Origin of the sequence: Faecalimonas sp., from assembly GCA_029264305.1 — a bacterium.
Lineage (GTDB): Bacteria > Bacillota > Clostridia > Lachnospirales > Lachnospiraceae > Faecalimonas.
Genome location: JARICA010000013.1, coordinates 79,348 through 105,549, shown reverse-complemented (window position 1 = coordinate 105,549; position 26,202 = coordinate 79,348). Strand labels below are relative to the sequence as shown.

General features: G+C 34.7%; 23 protein-coding genes. 2 read left to right on the top strand and 21 right to left on the bottom strand.

The genetic code is table 11. The features are described from left to right. Positions 1 to 335: 335 nt before the first annotated feature. From radA to ACY2U7_RS03970, 4 genes are all read right to left on the bottom strand, one after another. Positions 336 to 1,688 (bottom strand): DNA repair protein RadA, encoded by a 1,353-nt coding sequence (radA, locus tag ACY2U7_RS03985; RefSeq protein WP_461815934.1) that lies wholly within the window; start codon positions 1,686 to 1,688, stop codon positions 336 to 338. A gap of 68 nt (positions 1,689 to 1,756) precedes the next feature. Next, positions 1,757 to 2,170 carry an endosialidase gene (locus ACY2U7_RS03980; protein ID WP_461813156.1) on the bottom strand — a complete coding sequence of 138 codons (414 nt, stop codon included), beginning with the start codon at positions 2,168 to 2,170 and terminating at the stop codon, positions 1,757 to 1,759. A gap of 53 nt (positions 2,171 to 2,223) precedes the next feature. After that, positions 2,224 to 4,677 (bottom strand): ATP-dependent Clp protease ATP-binding subunit, encoded by a 2,454-nt coding sequence (locus ACY2U7_RS03975; RefSeq protein ID WP_461813155.1) that lies wholly within the window; start codon positions 4,675 to 4,677, stop codon positions 2,224 to 2,226. A gap of 27 nt (positions 4,678 to 4,704) precedes the next feature. Next, positions 4,705 to 5,073, bottom strand: a complete 369-nt coding sequence (locus ACY2U7_RS03970) for a GntR family transcriptional regulator (protein ID WP_461811054.1) — start codon at positions 5,071 to 5,073, stop codon at positions 4,705 to 4,707. A gap of 162 nt (positions 5,074 to 5,235) precedes the next feature. Here ACY2U7_RS03970 and ACY2U7_RS03965 point away from each other — a divergent pair, with 162 nt between their 5' ends. Both ACY2U7_RS03965 and ACY2U7_RS03960 read left to right on the top strand, forming a co-directional pair. After that, positions 5,236 to 5,568, top strand: a complete 333-nt coding sequence (locus ACY2U7_RS03965) for a PadR family transcriptional regulator (protein ID WP_461813153.1) — start codon at positions 5,236 to 5,238, stop codon at positions 5,566 to 5,568. A 2-nt stretch (positions 5,569 to 5,570) separates the two neighbouring features. Then, positions 5,571 to 6,260 (top strand): hypothetical protein, encoded by a 690-nt coding sequence (locus ACY2U7_RS03960; RefSeq protein WP_461815933.1) that lies wholly within the window; start codon positions 5,571 to 5,573, stop codon positions 6,258 to 6,260. Between the two features lie 49 nt (positions 6,261 to 6,309). On the opposite strand, the gene purD is transcribed toward ACY2U7_RS03960, so the two are convergent. The 17 genes from purD to ACY2U7_RS03875 form a co-directional block, all read right to left on the bottom strand. Continuing rightward, a complete protein-coding gene (gene purD / locus ACY2U7_RS03955) occupies positions 6,310 to 7,581 on the bottom strand; it encodes a phosphoribosylamine--glycine ligase (RefSeq protein WP_461815932.1) in 1,272 nt (423 codons plus the stop codon). A gap of 10 nt (positions 7,582 to 7,591) precedes the next feature. Then, on the bottom strand, positions 7,592 to 8,218 hold the full coding sequence (gene purN, locus ACY2U7_RS03950; RefSeq protein WP_461813150.1) for a phosphoribosylglycinamide formyltransferase: 627 nt from the start codon (positions 8,216 to 8,218) through the stop codon (positions 7,592 to 7,594). Further along, positions 8,212 to 9,237: a phosphoribosylformylglycinamidine cyclo-ligase gene (gene purM, locus ACY2U7_RS03945; protein ID WP_461815931.1), complete on the bottom strand. Its 1,026-nt coding sequence runs from the start codon at positions 9,235 to 9,237 to the stop codon at positions 8,212 to 8,214. Before purM ends, purN begins: the two co-directional genes overlap by 7 nt. A gap of 40 nt (positions 9,238 to 9,277) precedes the next feature. Next, positions 9,278 to 9,790, bottom strand: coding sequence for a 5-(carboxyamino)imidazole ribonucleotide mutase (purE, locus tag ACY2U7_RS03940; protein ID WP_461813148.1), 513 nt, complete (start codon positions 9,788 to 9,790; stop codon positions 9,278 to 9,280). Positions 9,791 to 9,929: 139 nt separating this feature from the next. After that, entirely contained in the window at positions 9,930 to 11,981 is a 2,052-nt protein-coding gene (locus tag ACY2U7_RS03935) for an aminopeptidase (RefSeq protein ID WP_461813147.1), read from the bottom strand. A gap of 1 nt (position 11,982) precedes the next feature. Further along, on the bottom strand, positions 11,983 to 12,366 hold the full coding sequence (locus ACY2U7_RS03930; RefSeq protein WP_461813146.1) for a DUF6142 family protein: 384 nt from the start codon (positions 12,364 to 12,366) through the stop codon (positions 11,983 to 11,985). Continuing rightward, positions 12,353 to 12,817, bottom strand: coding sequence for a VanZ family protein (locus ACY2U7_RS03925; RefSeq protein WP_461813145.1), 465 nt, complete (start codon positions 12,815 to 12,817; stop codon positions 12,353 to 12,355). The genes ACY2U7_RS03930 and ACY2U7_RS03925 overlap by 14 nt, the downstream gene beginning before the upstream one ends. 15 nt (positions 12,818 to 12,832) lie before the next feature. After that, positions 12,833 to 12,982 carry a hypothetical protein gene (locus ACY2U7_RS03920; RefSeq protein ID WP_461815930.1) on the bottom strand — a complete coding sequence of 50 codons (150 nt, stop codon included), beginning with the start codon at positions 12,980 to 12,982 and terminating at the stop codon, positions 12,833 to 12,835. 17 nt (positions 12,983 to 12,999) lie between these two features. Further along, positions 13,000 to 13,680 (bottom strand): orotate phosphoribosyltransferase, encoded by a 681-nt coding sequence (gene pyrE / locus ACY2U7_RS03915; protein ID WP_461815929.1) that lies wholly within the window; start codon positions 13,678 to 13,680, stop codon positions 13,000 to 13,002. A gap of 154 nt (positions 13,681 to 13,834) precedes the next feature. Then, positions 13,835 to 14,188, bottom strand: coding sequence for a hypothetical protein (locus ACY2U7_RS03910; RefSeq protein ID WP_461813142.1), 354 nt, complete (start codon positions 14,186 to 14,188; stop codon positions 13,835 to 13,837). 399 nt (positions 14,189 to 14,587) lie between these two features. Further along, the gene (locus tag ACY2U7_RS03905) at positions 14,588 to 19,627 is read right to left on the bottom strand and encodes a discoidin domain-containing protein (protein ID WP_461815928.1); all 5,040 of its coding nucleotides are present in this window, start codon (positions 19,625 to 19,627) and stop codon (positions 14,588 to 14,590) included. Positions 19,628 to 19,871: 244 nt separating this feature from the next. Next, positions 19,872 to 20,774: a dihydroorotate dehydrogenase gene (locus ACY2U7_RS03900; protein ID WP_461813139.1), complete on the bottom strand. Its 903-nt coding sequence runs from the start codon at positions 20,772 to 20,774 to the stop codon at positions 19,872 to 19,874. Then, positions 20,774 to 21,544: a dihydroorotate dehydrogenase electron transfer subunit gene (locus ACY2U7_RS03895; RefSeq protein ID WP_461813138.1), complete on the bottom strand. Its 771-nt coding sequence runs from the start codon at positions 21,542 to 21,544 to the stop codon at positions 20,774 to 20,776. The genes ACY2U7_RS03900 and ACY2U7_RS03895 overlap by 1 nt, the downstream gene beginning before the upstream one ends. Before the next feature lie 12 nt (positions 21,545 to 21,556). Then, on the bottom strand, positions 21,557 to 22,483 hold the full coding sequence (pyrF, locus tag ACY2U7_RS03890; protein WP_461813137.1) for an orotidine-5'-phosphate decarboxylase: 927 nt from the start codon (positions 22,481 to 22,483) through the stop codon (positions 21,557 to 21,559). A 12-nt stretch (positions 22,484 to 22,495) separates the two neighbouring features. Beyond that, positions 22,496 to 23,785, bottom strand: a complete 1,290-nt coding sequence (locus ACY2U7_RS03885) for a dihydroorotase (protein ID WP_461813136.1) — start codon at positions 23,783 to 23,785, stop codon at positions 22,496 to 22,498. A 93-nt stretch (positions 23,786 to 23,878) separates the two neighbouring features. Further along, a complete protein-coding gene (locus ACY2U7_RS03880; RefSeq protein ID WP_461813135.1) occupies positions 23,879 to 25,054 on the bottom strand; it encodes a S41 family peptidase in 1,176 nt (391 codons plus the stop codon). A 13-nt stretch (positions 25,055 to 25,067) separates the two neighbouring features. Continuing rightward, the gene (locus ACY2U7_RS03875) at positions 25,068 to 26,201 is read right to left on the bottom strand and encodes a murein hydrolase activator EnvC family protein (RefSeq protein WP_461813134.1); all 1,134 of its coding nucleotides are present in this window, start codon (positions 26,199 to 26,201) and stop codon (positions 25,068 to 25,070) included. Position 26,202 lies beyond the last annotated feature (1 nt).

Below are 26,202 nucleotides of genomic sequence, written 5' to 3'. Positions count from 1 at the left end.
TATTTCTCTTAGAAATTTTCAGGTTTGTTGTCTATTGTTTAATTATCAATGTTCTGTTTCTTGTTCGCTCTCTTGCGACAGCCATATTATAATATCATATCTTTTTCTCTTTGTCAACAACTTTTTTCATTTTTTTGAAATTTGTTTTTGACTTGTTGGCTCATCTCTCGAGTGCTTGTCTATAATATCATTCTATTCTACATATGTCAACATCTTTTTTCATTTTTTTTACTTTTTTTCTTTTCTTCTATAATATAGAGCAAAAAAGCATCTATTTCCCTAATGAAACGGGCTATGGATGCTCTCTTACCTTATCATAATTTTTATTTGCTTTACTAAATGAATTGTACTGCCTCGTTTATACTTTTGACACCTACAATTTCTATCCCTTTTATATTTTTTACTGCTTCTACAGATACTGCTGGCAAAATACACGTCTGGAATCCAAGTTTTTTTGCTTCTGATACTCGTTGTTCTGGCATACTAACTGCACGAACCTCCCCACTTAATCCAACTTCTCCAAAAGCGATTACCTGATCACCAATCGGTTTGTTTTTATAACTTGAAACAATTGCTAATATAATGCCCAAATCAATCGCTGGCTCATTCATTTTTATTCCACCAGCTATATTTACATACGCATCATAATTAAATAGTGGTAGCCCCATTCTCTTCTCTAGAACTGCCATTAATAAATTCACTCGATTGTAATCTGTTCCTGCTGCTGTTCTTCTTGGCATTCCAAATCCACTTTGACAAACAAGTGCTTGAATTTCCAAAAGAATAGGTCTTGTTCCTTCCATAGAACAAGCAACGACCGAACCAGATGCTCCTTCCGGTTTTCCATTTAGCATAAATTCAGATGGATTTTTTACTTCTTCTAACCCCGTCTGCCTCATTTCAAAAACACCAATTTCATTTGTAGAGCCAAAACGATTTTTCACTCCACGCAAAATGCGATATGATGCATGTCGATCCCCTTCAAAATACAAAACTGTATCTACCATATGTTCTAACACTCGTGGACCAGCCACTGTTCCTTCTTTCGTTACATGCCCTACAATAAAAATAGAAATATTTAACCCTTTCGCTAATTGCATTAACACATTTGTAGATTCTCTCACCTGAGAAACACTCCCCGGCGCTGATGTAACATCTTCATTATACATTGTCTGTATAGAATCAATAATAACCATCTCTGGTTTTCGTTTTTCGATCACTCCGCGTATTGTATTTAAATTTGTCTCACAAAAAAGAGTTAATTCATCTGTAAATTCTCCCATTCGCATTGCTCGCAATTTAATCTGCTTAAGTGACTCTTCTCCAGAAATATAAAGAACTTGATGCCTTTTTTGTGAAAGTTTTTGGCAGACTTGTAAGAGAAGTGTCGATTTTCCAATTCCAGGATCCCCTCCAACCAAAATGAGTGATCCTTGTACGATTCCTCCACCAAGCACTCTATCTAATTCTTCTATTCCTGTTTTCGTACGCTCTTCAGAATCTGTTTTCACGCTAGATAATGTAACTACTTCCGCATGACTAACTGCTTTAGAAAAACGTACTCCTTCTGAAACAGTTTCTTCTACAAATGTATTCCATTCCTTACACATTGGGCATTGTCCAAGCCATTTTTTTTCTTCATGCCCACAATTTTGACAGAAGAATACACTTTTCTTTCCTTTGGCCATATTTATTCCTTTCATTATAAGAAAGAAGAGCTACAAACCGTCTTGCAGCTCTTCCTTATACACTCTTACTATACTCTTACTACTTTAATTTCTACTGGTGCATTTTCAGTGAGTTCTGTACTAATGCTTAATTTCCCACTTAAATTTGTTGTCATCCTTCCAACATTTGTATCATTCATATACACCGTATATTCTGTATCCGCTTCTAATTCTAAAGTAAACTGAACGTCTTGTTTCCCTGAAACCTCAAAAGACACTGTGTCTTCAGTTACTTTTAAATGTTCTACAGCTGTTCCCGGCACAGATTCATATAAAAACATTCCATTTCTCTCTAACTTTGTGATTTCTGCAAATGTTTTCACCTTATATAAATCTCCTTGAAATTCAAACCCTTCTAGCTTTGTCTTCTTATCTAATGTGTAATCTCCAAAACTAAGAGTTCCATCTTCTTCTACACGCAATAATTCTTTCACCGCAGCCATTTGTAAATCCTCCTATGGTATTCTTTTGTTGTTTCTTCATTATATAATAACTTTTATTGTTTTTCTAGTTCTTTATCTGGTTTCACAATAAATTTTATTTCTTTTTTTGACATCCCCGCTTCTACTTGCTTACCTGATCCAATTTCTCCATTCAAAATTGCATCTGCCATTTTATCTTCTAAAATATTTTGCATTGCCCTTCTTAATGGTCTAGCACCATATTTTAAATCTGTTCCCTTTTCAACGATTTCCTTTTTCACCGAATCTCGAATTACTAATTTGATATTCAACTGTTTTTGTACTCTCTCTATAAATTCTTTACACATAAGTGTAACAATTTTTTTCATTTCTTCTTTATTCAATGCATGGAATACAATAATTTCATCTATTCTATTTAAAAATTCTGGCTTAAATAGTTGTTTTACTTCATCCATTACATTTGATTTCATTTTTTTGTAATCACCTTCTGCATCTTCGGTAGTAATAAATCCAAGTTTTTTCGGTTCTATAATCGCTTTTGCTCCTACATTGGATGTCATAATTATAACCGTATTCTTGAAATCCACTTTTCTTCCCTGGGAATCTGTAATATGTCCATCATCAAGTACCTGCAGTAAAATATTAAATACATCTGGATGCGCTTTTTCGATTTCATCAAACAAAATAACCGAATATGGATTTCGACGAACTTTTTCGCTCAATTGTCCTCCGTCCTCATGTCCCACATACCCAGGTGGTGATCCAATCATTTTAGAAACACTATGCTTTTCCATATATTCAGACATATCTACGCGGATAAGCGCTTCCTCATTTCCAAATAATGCTTCTGCCAGTGCTTTAGATAATTCTGTTTTTCCTACTCCTGTCGGACCTAAAAAGAGAAATGAACCGATTGGCCGATTTGGGTCTTTCAAGCCTACTCTTCCACGTTTCACTGCTTTTGTCACTGCTGTAACAGCCTCTTCTTGTCCAACAACTCTTTTGTGAAGTATTTTATCTAATTTTTGTAAACGAGAAGTTTCGCTTTCCGTTAATTTTTGAACTGGAATTTTCGTCCATGCAGAAACCACATCTGCTACTGCCTCTTCAGTAACACAAATCTTCTTCTTTTTATTTGTACGTTGTAAATGTTTTCTTGCATTTTCTAATTTTATTTTCACTTCCCCTTGCTCTTGATTTAAAAGAGAAGCTTCTTGCATCTGTCCGTTCCTAACGGCATCTTCTTTTTCTTTCGCTAGATTTTCTAATGTCTTTTCTAATTCGTGAATGCGTTCTGGTACTTTAAATCCAGCTAAACTGACTTTTGAACACGCTTCATCTAAAATATCAATCGCTTTATCTGGAAGATTTCGATCTGTTATGTATCGTTGAGATAATTCTACAATGACTTCTAATGCCTTTTGTTCAATGACAATTCCATAGTGTGCTTCGTATTTCGATTTAATTCCTTCCAAAATTTCCATGCACTGTTCTTTTGTAGGTTCTTCTACATCGATTGGTTGAAAACGTCTTTCTAACGCAGCATCTTTTTCAATATGCTTACGATATTCTGTAATCGTTGTCGCACCAATTAGCTGAATTTCTCCTCTCGCCAATGACGGTTTTAACATATTAGATGCATCAATCGCCCCTTCTGCACCACCTGCTCCAATAATTGTGTGTACTTCGTCTAAAAATAGAATAACATTACCAACTGCTTTCACTTCCTGAATCAGTTTTTTCATTCTATCTTCAAATTCACCTCTGTATTTTGATCCAGCAACCATTCCTGCCAAATCAAGAGTTAAAAGTTTCTTATTTTTCATCACTTCTGGAACAAGTCCATTGGCAATACGAAAAGCAAGTCCCTCTACCACAGCTGTCTTACCAACTCCCGGCTCCCCAATGAGGCATGGATTATTCTTTGTACGTCTACTTAAAATCTGCATAATTCGGGCAATTTCTTCTTCACGCCCAATAACTGTATCCAATTTCCCTTCTAAAGCCTGTTGTGTTAAATCTGTACTATACTGTTCTAAAACGCTTGACTGCGTTTTTTCTCCATTTTGAAATTGTTTATATTCTTCAGGTTCTGCTCCAATCGCCTGTAAAATATCTTGTATAATCTTTTGTGATTGTATATTTAGTGTTGCTAAAATTCTCGCACCGACACATTCTGCATCTTCTAAAATCGCCAAAAGCATATGCTCTGTCCCGATTTTTTTTGCATGTAATCTAATCGCCTGTGCTTTACTATTATCTAAAATATAACTTAATCGTGGACTTTCCTCCAATTTCATTGTTTCTTGTTTTTCTCCAACTGGAGAAACAAGTTCATTGACAACTTTAAGTAAATCTTTTTCCTCCACTCCGTTCTGTGCTAAAACTTGCCCAGCAACTCCATGATATACTTTTCTCAATGCCACAAGCAAATGTTCTGTTCCTACATATCTGTTTCCCATTTTCTTTGCCAGTGCTCTAGCAGCTTTTAATACTTCTTCTGCCTGTTTTGTATAATAATCTTGCATTGCATTCTCCTATTCTTTCTATAATAATTAGCAATATTCTTTAAAAATCTCCTCCACAAGCTCATGTACTTCATCTTTTGTAATATTTTTGCACCGTCCCTTTGCTAAAATAATGCGAAGTTGATTTTTCATATCCTCTAACGCCTGCATTTTATTCACATCTAATGAAATAACAGCGCCTTTTCTTCTGTCTAACTGAATAAACCCTTCCTGTTTCAAAACAGAGTATGCCTTATTCACTGTATGCATATTTATCCCAATATTTTCGGCAAGTTGTCTGACAGATGGAAGGCTATCACCTTCCTGAATCTCTGCTGTTGCAATTCCTATAATAATTCGATTTCTCAACTGCATATAAATTGCCTCATCACTATTAAAATCAATCTCAATCAGCATATACTCACCCTTTCTCTGCTGTATTTTTGTTATATTCATATTATAACACAGGTTCTCTCTTGTCAACGTTTTCTCTCTATTGACTTTTTAACTCTTATATGCTTTAATCTATTTAACTACTATGTTATGCAAGGTATTATGTTATGTAAAGTAGGTGATAAAATGTACGATAAAGCACAATTATTAAAAGGATTACAAGAAGGGTGCGTATTGCAAATCATTCATACAAAAGAAACTTATGGCTATGAAATAGTTACCACCCTACAAAAAAAAGGATTCGACTCTATAAAAGAAGGCACTATATATCCTTTGCTTCTTCGCTTAGAAAAAAATGGATATATCTCTTCCTGTTTCCGTGTTTCTGAGAAAGGGCCTTCAAGAAAATATTATCAAATTACAAGCTTAGGAGAATCCTATCTTGCAGAATTTGTCTTAGCCTGGAAAGAAGTTACACAATTAGTCAATTTTGTTTTTTCCAATGAGAAGGAGGAATAGGGATGCAAAACCAATTAAAATTATTAAAAAAAGAAAATATACTCAGATCGTCATGCTTATCCACCAAAAGTTTGAACGCTTTACAAAAATGGATTTCATATGCAAAATTCTCAGATGTAAATCCTTATGATTTTCAATTATGTTGTAAAGAGCTAATAGGAATTGCTTTGCAAAAAGACTTAGAAGGAAGTAATTTAGAAGAATTTTTTGGCGAAAATATGCAGGCTGTTACAGAAGATATTTTACAGAGTTGTCCAAAAAAATCTGTGAAAGATTATCTGTTATTTGATTTCAGAAATATAATCGGTTGCTTTTCTATTTCTCTAACTATTATGTATCTTATTTGTGGAACACTTTGGAAAGAAATTACACTTGCAAATTTCTTAGGAATAACTATTTTCTTCGGAATATGGTTTATTTACTTAAAATGTATTACTAGCGATAAATATCGAAACAGATTTTTTACACCAAAATTAAATCAAAAACTTTTAAGAACCTTCTCTATTTACTTTATATTTATCGGTATTTCTATACTAATCGCATATAACATGAAAGAAAGTATATCTTTTGTTACATTGCATATTCCTAATATATTCTTTTGTGTAGTTTTAGTAGTGCTATGGCTCATTCTTACCATATTGCAAAACAAGTATATCCAAAAGATAAGTTCGCAAAAACGATGGGCAGAATAATAACTAAAAATTGAGGACGTAGTAAAATTACTACGTCCTCAAATATAATTTATGCTTCATCAATTGCTTTTCCGATATCATTTCTCTTATATTTATTTGCAAACTGTATCCACTCAGTTGCCTTATAAGCATTAGCTCTTGCTTCTTTTAAATTTGTACCTTTCGCAGTTACACCAAGTACACGTCCTCCATTTGTTACTATTTTTCCATCTTCCCACTTTGTTCCAGCATGAAAACAATAGTAACCATCATGGTTTTTAAATTCTTCTAATCCTGTAATTTCAAATCCTTTTTCATAACTCAATGGATATCCATCTGATGCTAAAACAACACAAACCGCAGCATTATCTTCAAACTCCAATTCAATTTTATCTAATGTACCATCAATACAAGCTTCAAATACATCAATAATATCTGTTTTCATTCTTGGCAATACAACTTGTGTTTCAGGATCACCGAATCGTGCATTGTATTCTAAGACTTTTGGTCCGTCCTCTGTAAGCATAAGGCCAAAGAAAATAATCCCTTTAAATTCTCTTCCCTCTTCTTTCATTGCATCTACAGTTGCCTGATATACGTATTTTTCACAAAATTCTTCTACTTCTTTTGTATAGAAAGGACTTGGTGAAAATGTGCCCATTCCTCCTGTGTTAAGCCCTTCATCTCCATCTTTTGCTCGTTTGTGGTCTTGAGCAGAGGTCATTGTTTTAATTGTTTTTCCATCTACAAAAGAAAGTACAGACACTTCACGTCCTGTCATAAATTCTTCGATAACCATTGTATTTCCAGCGGTTCCAAATTTTTTATCTAACATAATAGATTTTACACCATCTTTTGCTTCTTCTAGTGTATTACAAATTAGAACACCTTTTCCAAGTGCAAGTCCATCTGCTTTTAATACAATTGGGAATTTAGCTGTTTCTAAATATGCAAGTGCATCTTCTGCAGAATCGAAATTTTCATATCCTGCTGTTGGAATATTGTATTTTTTCATTAAGTCTTTTGAAAATGCTTTTGATCCTTCCAATATTGCAGCCGCCTTATTTGGTCCGAATACACGAAGTCCTTCTTTTTCAAACGCATCTACAATTCCTGCTACCAAAGGATCATCCATACCAATTACCGTCAAATCGATTTCTTTTTCTTTTGCAAATTGCACTAATTTATCAAATTCCATTGCTCCGATATTTACGCATTCAGCATATTCCGCAATACCTGCATTTCCTGGTGCACAATAAATTTTATCTACTTTATCGCTTTTTGCCACACTCCATGCAATTGCATGTTCTCTTCCGCCACTACCAACGATTAATACTTTCATCATATCCTCCTTATCCTTCAATTTGAACCTGTCTGTTTTCTACTTTTACTTTTCCATTTGCAATTAAATGTATTGCCTCTGGTAAAATTTTCCATTCCGCTTCTTCCATTACCCTGCGTTGAAGAATTTCTGGTGTATCACCTTGCTGAACAGATACCGCTTTCTGTAAAATAATTGGTCCTGTGTCTGTTCCTTCATCTACAAAATGCACTGTTGCTCCTACAACTTTCACACCACGTTCCAATGCTTTTTCATGTACTTTCAAACCATAATATCCTTTTCCACAAAAAGCTGGAATTAAGGATGGATGAATATTAATAATTTTATTTTCATACTGTTTTATCATTTGTTCCGGTATAACAACAAGAAAACCTGCAAGAACAATCAAATCCGGATTTAACCCATTAACTTCTTCAAGGAAAGCATCATTAAACGCTTCCCTTGTATCATACTCTTTTGGGGAAATACATTTTCCAAAAATCCCATGCTGTTTTGCTCTTTCGAGCGCATATGCATTTTTATTATTACTGATTACCCCTATAATTTCCGTATTTGTAATTGTTTTCGCTTCGACTGCATCTATAATCGCTTGCAGATTTGTTCCGCCACCCGAAACCAATACAACTACTTTTAGCATAAAGTTACTCCTTTATCTCCTGACTCGATATGTCCGACTACATATCCCTCTTCTCCTGCTGCCTGAATTGCTTTCAATGTACCTTCTACATCCTTTTCATCTACTGCTACAATCATACCAAGTCCCATATTAAATGTATTATACATCATTTCTTCCGCAACATCCCCATGTTCTGCTAACATTGGGAAGATTGGCAACATAGGATAACTATCTTTTTTCACTACAGCATGTGTTCCTTCTTTTAACATACGAGGGATATTTTCATAGAAACCACCACCTGTAATATGGCTACATGCTTTCACACGAATTCCTTCATCTTTAATAGATTTAAGTGCTTTCACATAAATTTTAGTTGGTGCTAACAAAGCTTCTCCAAGTGTACATCCCAATCTATCATGATATGTATTTAATGATGTTTCACTCATTTCAAACACTTTACGAACTAATGAAAATCCATTGCTATGAACTCCTGATGATGCCATACCGATAAGAACATCTCCAGCTTTTAAATCCTCTCCTGTGATCATCTCTTTTTTATCACATACACCTACTGCAAATCCTGCAAGATCATAATCTTCTTCAGGCATAAGTCCTGGATGTTCCGCTGTTTCCCCACCGATTAAAGCTGCCCCTGATTGAAGGCATCCTTCTGCTACACCACTTACGATTGTAGCAATTTTTTCTGGTTCATTTTTCCCGCAGGCAATGTAGTCAAGAAAGAATAATGGTTCTCCACCTGCACAAGCAATATCATTTACACACATTGCTACTGCATCAATTCCGATTGTATCGTGTTTATCTAAAATCATTGCAAGTTTTACTTTTGTTCCACATCCATCTGTACCAGATAGCAATACCGGCTCTTCCATCTGTTTGATTTTTTCTAAAGAAAACGCTCCTGAAAATCCACCAAGTCCTCCAAGTACTTCTGGACGCATTGTCTTCTTTACATGTTCCTTCATCAATTCTACTGATTTATAACCAGCTTCAATATCAACGCCTGCATTCTTGTAATCCATGATATACCTCCACTTATTTCATCTCATTCGTAACTATGCTTTACATTTGTTTTAAATATTCTTTATGTCCTAATTTTTCAAGTTTTTCTGCCTTTGCCTGTACTGTTTCTTTCATTTCCTGTGTATAAGCTTTCAATCGTTCTAATAATTCTTTATCTGATGTAGAAAGAATTTTCGCTGCTAAAATAGCAGCATTAGCCCCACCATCGATTGCTACTGTAGCAACTGGAATTCCTGGTGGCATCTGTACAATAGAATACAGTGCATCTACACCTTCTAAATTTTTGCTTGACATTGGAATCCCAATAACAGGCATTGGAAAAATTGCAGCACACATTCCTGGTAAATGTGCAGCCATTCCTGCTCCCGCGATAATTACTTTAAAACCTTTTTCTTCCGCTGATTTCGCATAGTCATAAAATACATCTGGTTCACGATGTGCTGAAATAATGGTCATTTCATAATCTACACCAAGTTTTTCTAACATATCGGCCGCTTTACTCATCACTTTCATATCTGAGTCGCTACCCATTACAATTCCTACTTTTGCCATAGTTTTCTTCCCTTCTGTGCAATATATTATTTATAAGTTTCATAAATAAATCTTTTCTATTTATAAGTTATTTTACTTATCCGCTTATAAGATGTCAACACATGAACGTTGAATTACTGATTATAAATACTTATAACAATTAATTCAATTCAGCTAAAGGTTCATTTAACATTTCTGTTCCTTCTAACACAAATTTTGTATCTTTCAAAATAATGATTTTCTCACCATTTGGTTTTACAACAGAAATTTCTTCCAATTCTTCATATGGAATCGTAATATCTGTATGGCATTGCAAATACGCTTTACTTACATCTTCTTTTCGTAAAATAGAGACAGAATTATCTTTTGCCACAATCTCCTTGCCATTCGGATTGTAAATTCTATTTTCTTCACTCCAGCTATAGCACGTATCTCCCACTGCAAAATGTGGTCCCATTTTCTCTGCAATCAAAATTGGCATTTTATCTTCAATTCCATATCTTTTTGCCACAACATATGCTGTTGTGTTTGTACCAATAGCAAATTCACCAAGCGGCAATGTTTCATGATTATATAAAATATTCGTATGAATATATTTTTTGTTTTCCTCTTCTTCTTCAAAATTACTACAAGTATACTCTTGGATTTTTCCATCTTTAAATGTAATTTCTAAATCTCTATATTGAAGTTCATTTAAGTAAACTTTACTCACATATAAAGTACCTTCTGTTCCTTCAAGTACTGGAGAGGTAAACACTTCTCCTACAGGAATATTGGCATCTGCTACACAATTTTCAAAAATTGTTTCTTTTTCAGGATTTTCCAATTTATACAATTGCACTTTTAAATCTGTTTTATTTTCTCCTTTTCCAAGAATATGAACATATTCCCCTTGGTCAAGTGCATCAATAATAGTCTGTTGTACTCTCTCATATAAGCTTGCATCTAATGTATTAATACGAATAACTTCATCAAAAATTTCTTCGTAATTATCTGCAATTTCTGGAACAGGATATGCAATAATTGTAAATCCTCTTTCTTCACCTTTAATATATTCATTTGTAATCTGACCTGACTTGCTATCATACAAAAGTTCCAACTGTTCCTGTTTCTCTGTTAAATGAACAGCATTTTTTTTGCTTTGTGGTGCAAATGGCGCTTCTCCGAACACTTCCATAACTGCTGGTCCAGCCATTTGTCCTGCTAATTCTTTATGTTTTTCATAGGTGTTTTTTAACACTTCCAATTTTCGTTCTACAAATTTCTTGTCTAAAAACAATCCTGCATCTGCTCCATGATCATACTCGTATTGTTTATTAGCGATTGCTCCATAGTACCCTGTCTTAAAATGTTTACGCTTTGTCAAAACACTTACACCTGCACGAAAAATAACTGGTTTCAATCCCATTTTTTCAAAGTTTTCAATAGCCTTTTTAACAACTCTTTCAAATCCTAATGTATAGCGTACATTTACTGATCCTTTTTTAGATAAATCTTTTCTACCATTCACAAAACACATACGATATCCTTCTGTATATGTGTCTGCCATCTTACAAATCGTTTCCTCTGAAAGTTCATTCATATGTTCTGCTGTTCTTCTTTCATTCTCAGAAACATATTCTCCATAAGAATACAGATAACGCAAATCTTTCAAATCACTTTCCATAATAATTCTTGTTGCAAAATCCTGTTTCCAATCAATCTGATCAACGATTCTATCTGCCATAAATACATCTGCATAATCGCTCGCATACCAATAAACAATTTCTTTTAATGAATCGTAAGAAGGTTCTTCCCCTTCAAAACAGTTGTATATTTCAATAAATAATTCATTACAAATTGTGAGATACAGTTCTTTTCTTTCAAATACGTAAGCGATTTCTCCACGCATTTCTGTATATAAAAATGCAAGAATTTTTCCATATTCTTCTCCAAGCATTTCTACTGCATAATTGGGGTTTGCATAACTTCTTTCATAATTTTCTGGCAAAATATCTTCATACAACTTTTGATTTTCTTTTTGCATTTCTTCAAATGATAAATTTTTCCATTCATCATTTTTTAACACTTGATTTACTCGGTCAATTTCAAGTAAAAAGCTAGCAACTTTTGAGAAAAATTTTTGAAACTTTTCTCCTACTGTTTTTTCTGTTTCAATATTTCTAATTCTTTCTATTGAAAGTGTGTAACGTTCTTGAATTTGTTTTTCCATCTTATAAAAAACCTCCTAAAAAGAATACCAATAAACTAATCAAAAAGAATATATTTAACACAATTCCGACTTTACAAGTACGATAATCTTTATCACGTTCCCTAAATCCTCGAATTCCTTGCATAATTCCAGCTCCTGCAAAAAATAGCGCACTCACACCAAGTCCTCCGATATATCCTGCTGCCTTCCCTTTATACAAATACGTAATGACAATAGATGAAAGAATTACAAATGCAACTGCCCCAGCAATCACACAAGAAGTAATTCCTTTTTTTGAATGCTTTAATTTTGCCTGCCCATATTTTCGATTCCCACATTTTTTCTTGTCTTTTTTTCTATCTCGTTCTTTATCCTTTTTTCTGTCTTTTTCTTTATTTTTTCGCACTAAATTTTCTCCTTATCCTATCACATAGTATAAACAGCATATAACCCAAACCACTTCCGACTGTATTTAACAACAAATCATCCACGTCAAAACATCCTACTTTTGTCACAAGTTGAAAAAGTTCTACGCATAGACTAATTCCAAATCCATAAAATGTAGTTACAAGAAAACTTCTAAATCTGCTTCCTATTGGCATAATAAAACCAAACGGAACAAAAATAACTACATTGCCCAACAGATTCTCCATCACCGCCATAATTCCCAGTTGTTCTCTATAATTCCAAAATCGTTTAATTTCTTTAAACAACACGAGATTATAGTGGTATACTTTCATTTCTTGTCCTCTTCCATACCAATCCGAAAGTAGAAGAAAATAAAAAATAAATACGATGTATAATATAAAGAATACTTTTCCAAATATTTTGATGCGTTTTTTATTATTCGCTTTCAATTCTGTATTCCTTCTCTAAAACATTATTTTCTTTCTTCCTACTAAAAGTCTTCCGCCACCCACGATAGTAAGTATTCCTGCAACAACTCCTGTCACAATCATAATAATTCCAAGTGCAATGTTACCTGCTCCGACTGCTCCTGTTGTTTTATATAACTTTTCCATTTTTAACTTCCTTTCGCCTATTTCACACCATATTTTTCATAGTATGCGTCGATTGCTGCTTTTATCGTATCATTAATAATAATTTCTCCATTGCATTCTTTATTATACAAATGTTCTACAACTTCAGCCATTGTAACAATCGCATTTGTTTCAAATCCGTAGAGATCTTTTACTTCTTCTAATGCACATTTTTCTCCACCTTTTCCAACTTCCATACGATCAAGCGAAACCATAAGTCCAATGATTTCTACATCTGCAGCGCCTTTTACTTTTGGTACTGTTTCTTCCATTGATTTTCCTGATGTTGTTACATCTTCAATCATAATTACACGATCACCATCTTGTAATTTGCTTCCAAGGAAACTTCCTTTGTCTGCACCATGATCTTTTTCTTCTTTTCTATCTGAGCAATAACGTACTTCTTTTCCATATAATTCACTATAGGCAATCGCAGTTACAACTCCAAGTGGAATTCCTTTATAGGCTGGTCCAAATAAAACATCAAAATCATCCCCATATTTATCGTGAATTGCTTTTGCATAGTATTCTCCAAGTTTCTTTAACTGTGAACCTGTTACATATCCTCCAGCATTCATAAAAAATGGAGATTTTCTACCACTTTTTAATGTGAATTCTCCAAATTTAAGTACTTTACTTTCTACCATAAAATCAATAAATTCTTTCTTGTATTGTTCCATTTCTTTTTAAACCTCCATTTGTATATCATTATTTTCTTTTTATTTTCTTTTATCCGAAGATACCTATTAAATCTTCTCAATTTTATCACAATTTTAAGGTTATTTCAATTAAGGAAAAAGGGGAACTTTAAGGTTTGTCCCCTAAGTTCCCCTGTCATTCTTTTACATCCGAAAGATTTAAAACTGAAAATGTATTTTCAACCTTAAATTTCTTATCTTTCTTTGATATTTTACTATATAAAACCCTTACTTCCTGTCCTTCTGCCAATGTCTCGACACTTGGCGGAGAAGTTAAATCATCAATAGGCACATAAATTTTATCATCATAATCATCGCGCACCTTACTATCAAATGGTTCAACTATAATATAAGTATCTTCTTTCTTTATCACTTCGCCATCAAAATATTCATTCTTTTTTTCATTATTACAAGCCAATACTAAACAAGAAATAGAAAATATTGCAACTATGGTACAAACTTTTTTGATAAATTTGAAAATATCACTCACCTCCTACCACACTATGTAATCAGCATTTGTCAAGTTAAGAGAAACCCCTGTTCTTCCATATCAATCATTCACAATAGCATAGACTGTTCCTCCACTTATTCGATAACCATATCCAGTTACCCAATAATCCTTATATGTCGTTGGAAACACCTCCTTTGTAAATTTATTCCAACCTATTCTTTACTTTCATTTTATCTTTTTAAACATTTTTTTCAAGTTATTTTTATCTTTTTTTTATATATTTTGTTTTTTATTTATTTATAACTTTATTGTAAGAATATTTATGTGTTTCTATAATTTTGATTTCTTAATAAACCATACAAAAAAGTACATTTTCCCAACATATTGCAGGGAGATTTCCACACGACAATCTCCCTGTTTTCTGATTAAACCCTATATTTATTTTTTTCTTCCGCTGATTACTTTAATTGCTCCAAGCATTCCCGCTAACCAAATAAGAATATGGAAATCATCAGAAGTTTTCGGCACTTTCGTTCCATTGCCATGACCATTTTGGTCTTCACCTTCATTGTCGTTTCCCTCATTGTTGTTATCGTCAGTTTCTTTCTCCTTAAGGTTTTTCATTGCTTCTTCTACATCTTTGATTGCCTGCTGCACCTCTTCCTCAGTAGCCTCTTTGTCTTCGACAATTTCCCATGCTTTTGCAATCACTTCATTTAAAGCAGATACCGATTCGTTTGTGTATTTTCCTGATGCTGCTTTATCTTTTGCCTGTGCAATAATATCTTTCAATTCCTCTTTGTCAACTTCCGGTTTTACAGGTTCTTCTTTTACAGTTACCTCAACAGTCGCTTTCAAACCTTTTGTATTTACAATGCCATCAGTTAAATCCAATTCTCCTGACAGTTTATATGTGTTTGCTACATTTCCGTTATACGAAGATGTATCCCACTGTACTGAAAGTGTTCTTTCTTCGTTATTATCTAACTGTACTTTTACTGTCTGTGGAAGTTCAAGTGCAGATACAGGTGTTCCAAATTCTACTTCTTTATCTTGGATTGTTTCTACCGATACAATCTCATTTACCTGAATTGGTTTTTCTGTTATCGTCAATACCGCTTCGTCTGTAATCACCTGCTTTGCTTCCATACCTTCTTTTGTATTTACAACGAGACATCTGAATTTCATACCGTTTTCTTCTAACGATACATTTTCTTTTGTGTAAGATGAAGTTGTTGCTCCCTCAATATTCTGCCAATCTGTACCGTTATTTACCTGCCACTGATAAGTCAGGTTTCCACCGTCATTCGTTTCAGCCTCCACTGTAAATGTAACATTTTCTCCAACCTCTACAGTCTGTGACTTAGGTTGTTTTGTAATTACCGGAGTTTCCGTGTCTTTTTTCAGTTCTACAACAACTGTTGTATTTTTCAACTCTTCTCCTACTTTTACTCCTTCGATTTCTGTAAGAGTTCCGCTGATTGTTGTTTCACCTTCTTTTGTCTTATCATAGTCTGCCTCATTCCATTTTATCGGAAGTGTCGTTTTAATGTCGTCTTCTAATACTACATCTACTTCTTTTGGCAACTGTAATTCTCCAAATTCTGTTCCGACAAAAGCAGTTATTTTTTCAGTTGCTTTCACTTCTTTTACCTGACGTCCTGTTGGAACAGGTGCATATGCATCAAATAAACCAAACCCTTGTTCATTGGTTCTTCCCTTTGGCAAACGAACACGAATATAACGTGCTATTTTGCTTACAGATTCGTATGGTCTAATTTCCTTTGTTCCCTCTTTACTTCTGTCTGCTATCGTTGTCCAATTCTTTCCATCTGTGGAAATGTCAATGAAATATTTATGTGTTTCTCCAGCATTCCATGTCATCTGTACATTATCAATGTCATAAATACCTTTTGTATCAATATACCACCATTCATCCCCTATTGTTGCCGGATACCAATACCAACCTGGAACACCATTACTTCCGTGTCCTGCTTCTGTGCCTTCTTTGCATGAAGATGCAAATGCTTCTTTTTCCCTTGACACACTAGAAAGTGTGTAATCTACTTTTTCTCCGTATGCTTCGATTTCACATACTGCCGGCCATTGATTTACCATATCTTTTGTTATAATGTCCTGTATTCTCAAGTATCTTACATACTCATCGGAAGAAATTGTAACTTCTTTTCCACATCCTTCTCCATTTCTAAAGTCTTTCAAATCTACATAGTGTTCCCCGTCTGTTGAACCCTGTACGACAAATTTATAAGCAGCATCCGCTTTCTCAAATGCCAGTTTTACTTCTGAAAGTTTGTAAGTATCCTTTAAATCTACCTGTATCCAGTGATTTTTTGTATTTGCTCCACCTTTTGCACACCACCAAGTGTCTTTCTTTCCATCAACGGCATACTCTGCCTTTTCCACTTTACCACCTTGACCTGTATTTACGCTACTTGCTTTTACCGGCTTGCCAAATGCGATATTATCTGTTTCTCCTGTTCCTGAAACATCTCGCAATACTGCCCATTCTTTGTTAGTTGCTTCCGTAAATGTCACACGCACATAACGTCCTTTCACTTTTCCTTTTTCAAATGCCAGTTCTGTATTTGTACTTCCTTTGCTATTGTCCACCACAATACGTTTCTCATAAGTTTCATCTGTCATCGGATTTTCTGAAATGGCTATTGTATAGTGATAAGCACTTCCTACTGTTTCAAACGACAATTTCATTGTATCCAAATTATATGATGCTCCTAAATCAACTTCCCACCACTGAGGATACGAGCCGCTGTTTGCACACCATTTTGTATTATCGTTTCCATCATTTGCATTTTCCTTCACTTCATTCTTTCCATTTTCAATATTTTCCGTGCTTGCTCTAGATGATTTGTTTAAGAAAATATTGTTTTCCTCTATCTCTTCGTGTGTTTTATTATACTCATATTCATCTGCATCTGAGCCTACTACAGGTATAGGCATCCCTTCTACTTTACTTGTAGGAATTACAATCGTAGCAGTTTGCAAACCTTTTGCTGATGCTTTTAATGTAATATTACCTTCTCCCCTTTTACTTCTTACCCATACAGCCAGTTGTCCGCCTTTTGTTGTAATTGTTTTCGGACCGACCACAAGTCCAGGTCCTTCCACTTCCAGTTTTACATCCGTGTAGGCACTCGGTACAACTGTACCATTTTCATCTGTAATATCAACCCAAACCAATTTCGCACTACTTCCGTCCAATGCAACTTTTGCGTTACTTTCCGGACGAAGTTTAATTCGCGATGCCGCTTCAGGAGATTTTCTTACATATTCTGCTACCGCTTTCCCTTTAATTTTTCCAATCGCTTTTAATTCACCTTTTTCATATTTTTCTAAATCAAAAGTAATTGGTGCATTTCTTATTGACTCTGCACTTATTTTTTTCCCTGAATTTGCTGAAGGATGTTGACTTGGATCTACATCTCCGTGAGGACCCCAAATTGTTTTGTCGTGTCCTTTTTCTCCCAGACTCTTTCCATTTAAAAATAATTCTACAGTATCACAATTACTGAAAATACGAACTTCTTTTTTCGCTTTTGTATCCCAAGTATTTGCAACATATACCATTGGTCCAGTTTTAATTCCGTACTCACTCATATCTATACTTGCATCTTTTTGACTCTGATAAAAATATGCACTATGTTTTGGAATTCTGTGTACATCCACAACTCCACAATATGTCAGCATACCTGCATCAAAACCTGCATAATCTGCATAATCCCAATACATAGATGCACCCAACCAGTTTTTCCCGCGTGAACGAATTGTCTGTACGCTTTCCTGGGCGTTATCTGATTGAATTAACATTCCTTCATCTCCGCCTTTTTTTCTAGCATCGTTTTTATCTTCTCTTGTTACACGGGTTGTTGAACTTGAACCACCATATGTCCAGTCGCCGTATTCAGCGATAATCATGGGTTTATCTTTATATTTTGGATTTTCCGCACCTTCATTTCCAGCACCAAAAATTCCTGCCTGAGGAGTGGAAAGACCTATATCCCACACATCCCAGTGATAGCAACCTGCTGTATAAGCATAGGATTCTACATCTTTAGGGTACTCTGCTTTTACAATCTTATTCATTTCTATTGCCCATTCTCTACTATAACTACTCTCATTCAGACTAGATTCCCATGCAACCACAGATGGATGATTCCTCTTATGTCTAAGATCCGTATGTAATTCTGCATAAGTACTTTCTTTAAATGCTTGAGAATTATCAAAATATTGCCAGCCCGATGCACATTCAACAACCATAACTCCGTATTTGTCGCAAGCATCATAATATGCTTGTCGATGTGGATAATGGGACATTCTTACAATATCAAATCCATTTTCTTTAAAACGTTTTATTTCCTCATAAATCGCATTGTCTGGCATCGCATTTCCAAGCATATATGTTTCCCCATGAAGATTAGCACCTTCTACCTCTGTCTTTTTATCATTAATATAAAGTCCCTCTCTTTTCCACTCCACTTTACGGATACCATATGTTGTTTCTACACTATCTTGTACAACTCCATTTGCTTTAACTAGAGAACGTACCGTATATAATTCAGGTGTATTTGGTGACCATAACCTCGGATTAGTCACATACAAGGACTGATGAAAATATTTTTTTTCATGACTTGCTATAACTCCTCTATCTTCTTTTGATGCAACTATCTTTCCACTTGAATCCACAATTTGTGTAAGCATCGTCATTTCTTTGTTTTCTTTTCCCTCATTTTCCACATGAGTTTTGACTTTAACTGTAGCCTTTTCCTTGTTAACCTCAGGCGAGGTGATAAATACTCCTCCCCCTGCTGTTTCATTCGCTTCCACTGCATCTGTTATATGCAGTTGTTCTGTTGCAGTGATATATGAATTTCCATAAACTCCTCCAAAATACTGAAAATCCGGTTTATCTTTTCCTGGTGCAACATTTCTATCAGGTCGGCTATCTATTTTTAATGCAATTGTATTTTCTTTTCCGTAATTCACTTTATCTGTAATATCAATCACAAACGGAATATATCCCCCAGCATGAGTTTTTATTTTTTGTCCATTAATGTATATTTCTGCTTTTTGCATTATCGCCTCGAATGTAAGCATTAATTTTTTCCCTTTCAGCTTATTATCTACCTGAAAATGTTTTCGATACCAACTGACTCCAAGATATGCCTCCTTATTTTCCGCCGTATAAAATGTTGTTGTATGAGGAAAATTTACATACACCCATTTATCATCAACAAAATCAACCTTTTCACCTCCTAATACATCTCCTTTTTTGTAATGCCAGTCTGTGTTAAAATTAATAATATTTCGCCCCACATTCTGCACTTCTTCTTTTTTCAAGTTTGCTTTTGGTGCAGCCTGTACGCTCAAAATACCATTTGAACTGACCATTCCCACAAGCAAACTCAATGCAGTAAGCAATGCCACTACCCTTCTGTTCATATCTCATACCTCCTTAATGTATACATTACTATTTATTATTTTATCTTAGTCATATATTGAAGTATGTAGGAATTTTTATTTTATTAGTATGATTTTTTATTAGAAACTTTTCTTTATTGAAACACTCTCCACTCCATTCTTCTACCATATTAAAATTCTTAAATTTACATAAAAAGATGGTGCAGTATGAAATTTTAACATACTGCACCATCTTTAAATAAACTTAGTTTAATTTTATTCATCTCTATTTCACTAATCCAACCATATCCTTTATGTTTTCAAAGTGATAACGTTCCATATATTTTTCTATTCCTTCTGCAATTTCCATAGTAACTGATGGATTAATAAAATTAGCTGTTCCAACTGCAACTGCTGTTGCACCGGCTAAAATAAATTCAATCGCATCTTCCGGTGTTGCAATTCCTCCCATTGCAATAATCGGAAGTTTGATTGCATTTGCTGTTTGATAAACCATACGAACTGCAATCGGTTTAATTGCTGGACCAGATACTCCACCTGTTTTATTCGCAAGTGCAAATGCTCTCTTATGCACATCGATTTTCATTCCTGTCAATGTATTAATCAAAGAAACTGCATCAGCTCCTCCAGCTTCTACTGCTTTGGCCATTTCTGTAATATCAGTTACATTGGGGCTTAATTTCATAATCACAGGTTGTTTTGCATATTTTTTAATTTCTTTTGTGATTTCTTCTGCAGATTTTGGATTCTGTCCAAAAGCAATTCCACCTTCTTTTACGTTTGGACAGGAAATATTAATTTCTAACATATCTACATCTTCATGTGATAGGCGTTCCACTACTTCACAATAATCTTCCGTTGTTCTTCCACATACATTTACAATAATCTTTGTGTCATACTGACGCAAAAAAGGAATATCCCTTTCGCAAAAAACATCAATTCCTGGATTTTGTAATCCTACAGCATTCATCATCCCACCGTATGTTTCTGCAATACGAGGTGTTGGATTTCCTTCCCACGGAACATTTGCTACACCTTTTGTTGTTACTGCACCAATTTTATTTAAATCAACAAACTCTGCAAATTCTGCACCTGAACCAAATGTTCCAGAAGCTGTTGTTACAGGATTTTTCCATTCTACACCTGCAATATTTATTTTTGTGTTCATTATAAATCCACCTCCGTTGCTAAAAAGACTGGTCCATCTTTGCAAATTCGTTTGTTATGTACATTTGTATGATGATCTTTCTCTTTAGATTTGCATACGCAAGCAAGGCAAGCTCCAATTCCACAAGCCATTTTTTCTTCCATAGAAATATAACATTCAATATCATTTTCTTCTGCATATGCTTTTAATGCACGAAGCATTGGTGTAGGTCCACAAGCATAAATAATATCTGCTGACAATTCATTTTCTTTGATAGCATCCAATACATTTCCCTTCGTTCCTACGCTTCCATCTTCTGTCGCAACATATACTGTTCCATTTTCTGAAAGTTCTTTTGTCAAAAACAACTCATCACGATAACCTACAATAATTTGTTTCTCTACATTCAATTGTTTTGCTAGTTCAAGCATTGGAGGGATACCAATCCCGCCTCCAATCAAAAAAGCCTTTTTATCTTTCAATGGAAAACCATTTCCAAGCGGACCTAAAATCTCAATTTCATCTCCTGCTACCAACTTAGAAAATTGTTCTGTTCCTGTCTTTTCCCCCGTTACTCGATAAACAACTCTTAATTGTTTATTCTCTTTGTCGATTTCACAGATACTAATTGGACGAGGAAGTAATTTCCCACTATCATTTGTATACATGGAAATAAATTGTCCAGCCTTTGCTGAAATAGCAGCATCCGCACGAAGCCATAAACTATAAATATCTGTTGCGATCTGTTCCTGTGAGACAACAACTGCTCTTTCTTTTTCTCTCTTTTCCATTTTCATTCCCCTTTATCTATTTTCCAATGCGCCATTGATATCGGCAATCATTGTTTCAACTGCTTTTCTTGATGCATCAGCAAAATGTTCTTCTCCAAATTCTGCATATGCTTCTTGCTTATACGCAGCAATAATTCCTCTTGAAGAATTTACAATTGCTCCCAATCCATCTTCATTGAAGAAATGTACAAGGTCTTTGCCTTGTCCACCCTGTGCTCCATATCCTGGAACAAGAATATACGATTTTGGCATAACTTTACGAAGAACTTTTCCCATTTCTGGATAAGTCGCACCAACAACAGCACCAATATAACTGTATTCATCACCCATATGGTTTTCTCCCCACTGTGCCACTTTTTCACCAACTAATTCATATAACGGTCTTCCATCTACAAGTCTATCTTGAAATTCTCCACTTGATGGATTAGATGTTTTTACTAAAATAAATAATCCTTTATTTTCCTCTTTACATACATCAATAAATGGATTAATTCCATCTGAACCTAAATATGGATTTACTGTGGCAAAATCTTCATCAAATGGAACGTAAGATTTGCTACCAATTTGCACACGTCCAAGATGTCCTACAGCATATGCAGAAGAAGTAGAACCAATGTCTCCTCTTTTAATATCTCCAATCACAACTAATCCTTTTTCTTTACAGTAATCTACTGTCTTTTTGAATGCAACAAGTCCAGGAATACCAAACTGTTCATACATAGCAATCTGTGGTTTCACTGCTGGAATTAAATCATATGTCTTATCAATAATTTCTTTATTAAATTGCCAGATTGCTTCGCCTGCACCTTCTAATGTTTCGCCAAACTCCGCAAATGCTTTCTTTTGAATATGTTGTGGGATGTAGTTCAACATTGGATCTAAACCTACTACAATCGGTGCCTTTGTTCTTTTAATATTTTCTACTAATTTGTTAATCATCTTTTCTTCCTCCTAATATGTTGTATTTTCATAAACTATTTTTCCGTCAACAAACGTATAACGCACATCTCCTTTTACCGGATAATTTTGAAATGGTGTGTTTTTCCCTTTTGAAAAGAATGTAGTTGTATCAATTCGATATTCTCTTTTGGGATCAAAAATAACAATATCAGCAATCATCCCTTCTGAAATAGAACCTTTTTCCTCTTCAATTCCAAGTACTTTTGCTGGGTTATAACTCATTTTTTCTGCCATTTGCATCGGTGTTAAAATGCCCTTATCTACCAATTCTGTATAAGTAAGAGTTGCCGATGTCTCTAAACCAACAATCCCAAACATAGCATCCTTCATAGATTTATTTTTTTCTTCTGCAGAATGTGGCGCATGGTCTGTAGCAATCACATCCATAATATTGTTTTTCAACCCTTCCTTTAACGCTTCGACATCTTCTTTGCTGCGAAGAGGTGGATTCATTTTATAATTCCCATCATCTTCAAGTATATCATCTGTTGTTAAAATAAAATGATGCGGACAAACTTCAGCTGTCACTGGAAGTCCTTCCTTCTTTGCTTCTTCAACCATTTTCACACTGTCTGCTGTAGAACAATGACATAAATGTAACTGTACTCCCGTTTCTTTAGCGAGTAAAATATCTCTTGCCACAATTACATCTTCCACTGCATTCGTGATTCCCTTAAGCCCTAATTTTTTTGCTTTCTCATCTGCATTCATCACTCCGCCCTCTACCATTGTGATATCTTCGCAGTGAGCAAAGATTGAAATTTTGCTCTCTTTCGCTTGTTTCATTGCTTGACGATATAAAGATGCATTCATAACAGATTTTCCATCTTCACTTATTGCATGACAACCTGCTTTAGCCATTCCTGCAATATCTGCTAACTCTTCCCCTTTTTGCCCTACAGTAATAGAACCTAATTGAATAATGTTCACTGGTGATTCGACTTTAGCTCGTCCATGTACTTCTTCTACTTTTTTCCCTGTATCTATAACAGGTTTTGTATTTGGCATTGCGCAGATAGTAGTAACTCCTCCTCTTGCACCTGCCATTCCACCAGTTTGCAATGTTTCTTTATATTCCAACCCTGGATCTCTTAAATGAACGTGCAAATCAATAAACCCTGGCATAACATAGCATCCTGATGCATCCACTATTTTGTCCACATCATCAGAAATTTCCTTATCTACTCTTACAATTCTTTCCCCTTCAATCAACACATCTGAAATTTCATCATATTGTGTTTTAGGATCTAACACATGACCATTTTTAATTAATATTCTCATTATTTTACAACCTTTCTGCAAAATTACATATAGTTTTATTTTACCATAGGCTAACAAAAAAAGGAATGCAAAAATTTGCATTCCTTTCCAGTACTATTTAATTTCTTGTTTTAATACTTCTATTGCCTTATCTAGTTGATTATCTGCATCAGCATTATTCTTATCATATTTATATTCTACTTCTACATCTGGTTTAATTCCTTTTCCATGAATATTTCTTCCATTTGGCGTAAAATATTCCGCGATAGTTAATTTTAGACAAGTTCCATCTTTTAAATCAAACAATTGTTGTACAACACCTTTTCCATAAGTCGTTGTCCCAACAAGTTTAGCAACCTTATGGTCTTGAACTGCACCCGCAAAAATTTCTGATGCGCTAGCACTTCTTCCATCCACAAGGACAGTCATTGGCATTTCCAATTTATGTTCTTCATCTGAAGTCATCACTTCACGTTTACCATCCTTATTTTCTGTATACACAATCAAACCTTTCGGTAAAATATAATCTAACATCTGACATACAGTGGATAAATTTCCTCCAGGATTTCCACGAAGATCCACAATCATTCCCTTCATTCCTTGCTTCTTCAAATCTGTGATTGCTTCCACAAACTGTGTATATGTAACTTTATCAAACTCAGTCACACGAATATAGCCAATGTTATTTTCTTTCATGTTATATTCAACTGTATGTGCCTCCAATTTCTCACGAACTGCCGTTGCTTCAACTTCTTTTCCATCTCGTAGAACTGTTATCGTTACCTCTGTTCCTTCTTTACCTTTGATTCTATTAACAACCTTGCTAATATCTTCTGTAGAAATATCCTTTCCATTTACTTTATAAAGAATATCATTATTTTTAAAACCTGCTTTTTCTGCCGGAGAATCTTTATATACATTTACCATTGTAATGATTCCTGTTTCAAGATTTTGCGACATAACTGCCCCAATTCCACTGTATGCTCCTTCTGTTGTCTCATACAGTTCTTTTGTTTCTTTTTCATTATAATATACCGAATATGGATCTTTCAATCCCTCCACATATCCTTTAAGTAAATACTCTTCTAGATCTTTCTCTTTTATTTCATTTTCTTTTAAATAAGTTTCATCAATAAGATATCTTATCTTCTCTAACTTATCTGCGGTTTTTTTATTAATTAGCGTTTTATCTCCAGTATTTTTCCAATACAGTCCCGCTGTCCCTACAATCATTAAAGTAACGAGGGTGCCACAAAGCACCCCCTTTAAAAATCTTTTTTTATTTCCCATATATGAGTCCTATCTATAAATATTTTCTTGGATCTACCAATTTCCCACTGGCTTCTTCTACAATAAAATGCAAATGAGGTCCACTTACTCGGCCCGTTGCTCCTACTGTTGCAATATTTTGTCCTCTATCAACTTTTTGACCTTGTCTAACAAAAATGTTTGTACAATGTTGATACCATGTTGTAAGTCCATTTGGATGTCTTATGACAACATAATTTCCACGAACCGCCTGATACCCTGTACGAATTACAGTTCCTTCTGCTGCTGCGTAAATTGGTGTTCCTGATGGTGCACCATAATCTCTTCCTTGATGAAATGTACTTGCTCCAGGAACTGGCGCTTTACGTGGTCCAAACTCACTTGTAATTCTCCCTGCCGGACATGGATTAGACAAATATCCTGTGCCACCTGTAATCACAGGACTTGATGGTTTGCTTCCTGCATTTCCCGATGGTCTCTTATTTGCGTTTTCTGCTTCCTGCTTTCTTCTTTCCGCTTCTTTTGCCTTTGCAATCAAAGCATTCAACGTTTTTGTGTTTTCACCAATTTGCGTTTCCAACTTTGCAATTTCTTCCTTTTTAGTTGCAAGGAGATTTTGCACTTCTTTTTGTTTTTCTTCTAGGCTTTTTTGAAGCGAAGTAAGACTTTCTTTCTCTTTTTTTAAAGTCTTCTCTTTCTTTTCCACTTCTTTTACCAATTTTGCAAATTGGTCAAGCATCTTTCGATCATATTGCGAAACTTGCTCCACATACTCGGTATCATTAAGAAACTCTGCCATACTTTCTGCTTCAAACAATATTTCCATCATTTTTGAATTACCGTTTTCGTATACATATTTAATGCGAATCAGCATACTATCATATTGCTTATTTTCTTTAATTTGAGCCTCTACAAGTTCATCCTCAGCCACTGCAATTTCGTCTTCCTTTTTCTCTACATTAGACTGAGCTGTTTCCATCTCTGCTATAATACTATTCAACTGCTCACTCAAAGATACCTGCTCTTTTTCTGCCTGTTTTTTTTGTTTTTCTAACTGTTGACCTTTTTCCTCTGTTGAACGAATGCCAGTTGCTTGAACCGGTCTAAAAACACTTCCCACAACAAAAACTGTCGCCAAAATTAAACTGATTACTTTTTTCCCTGTCATT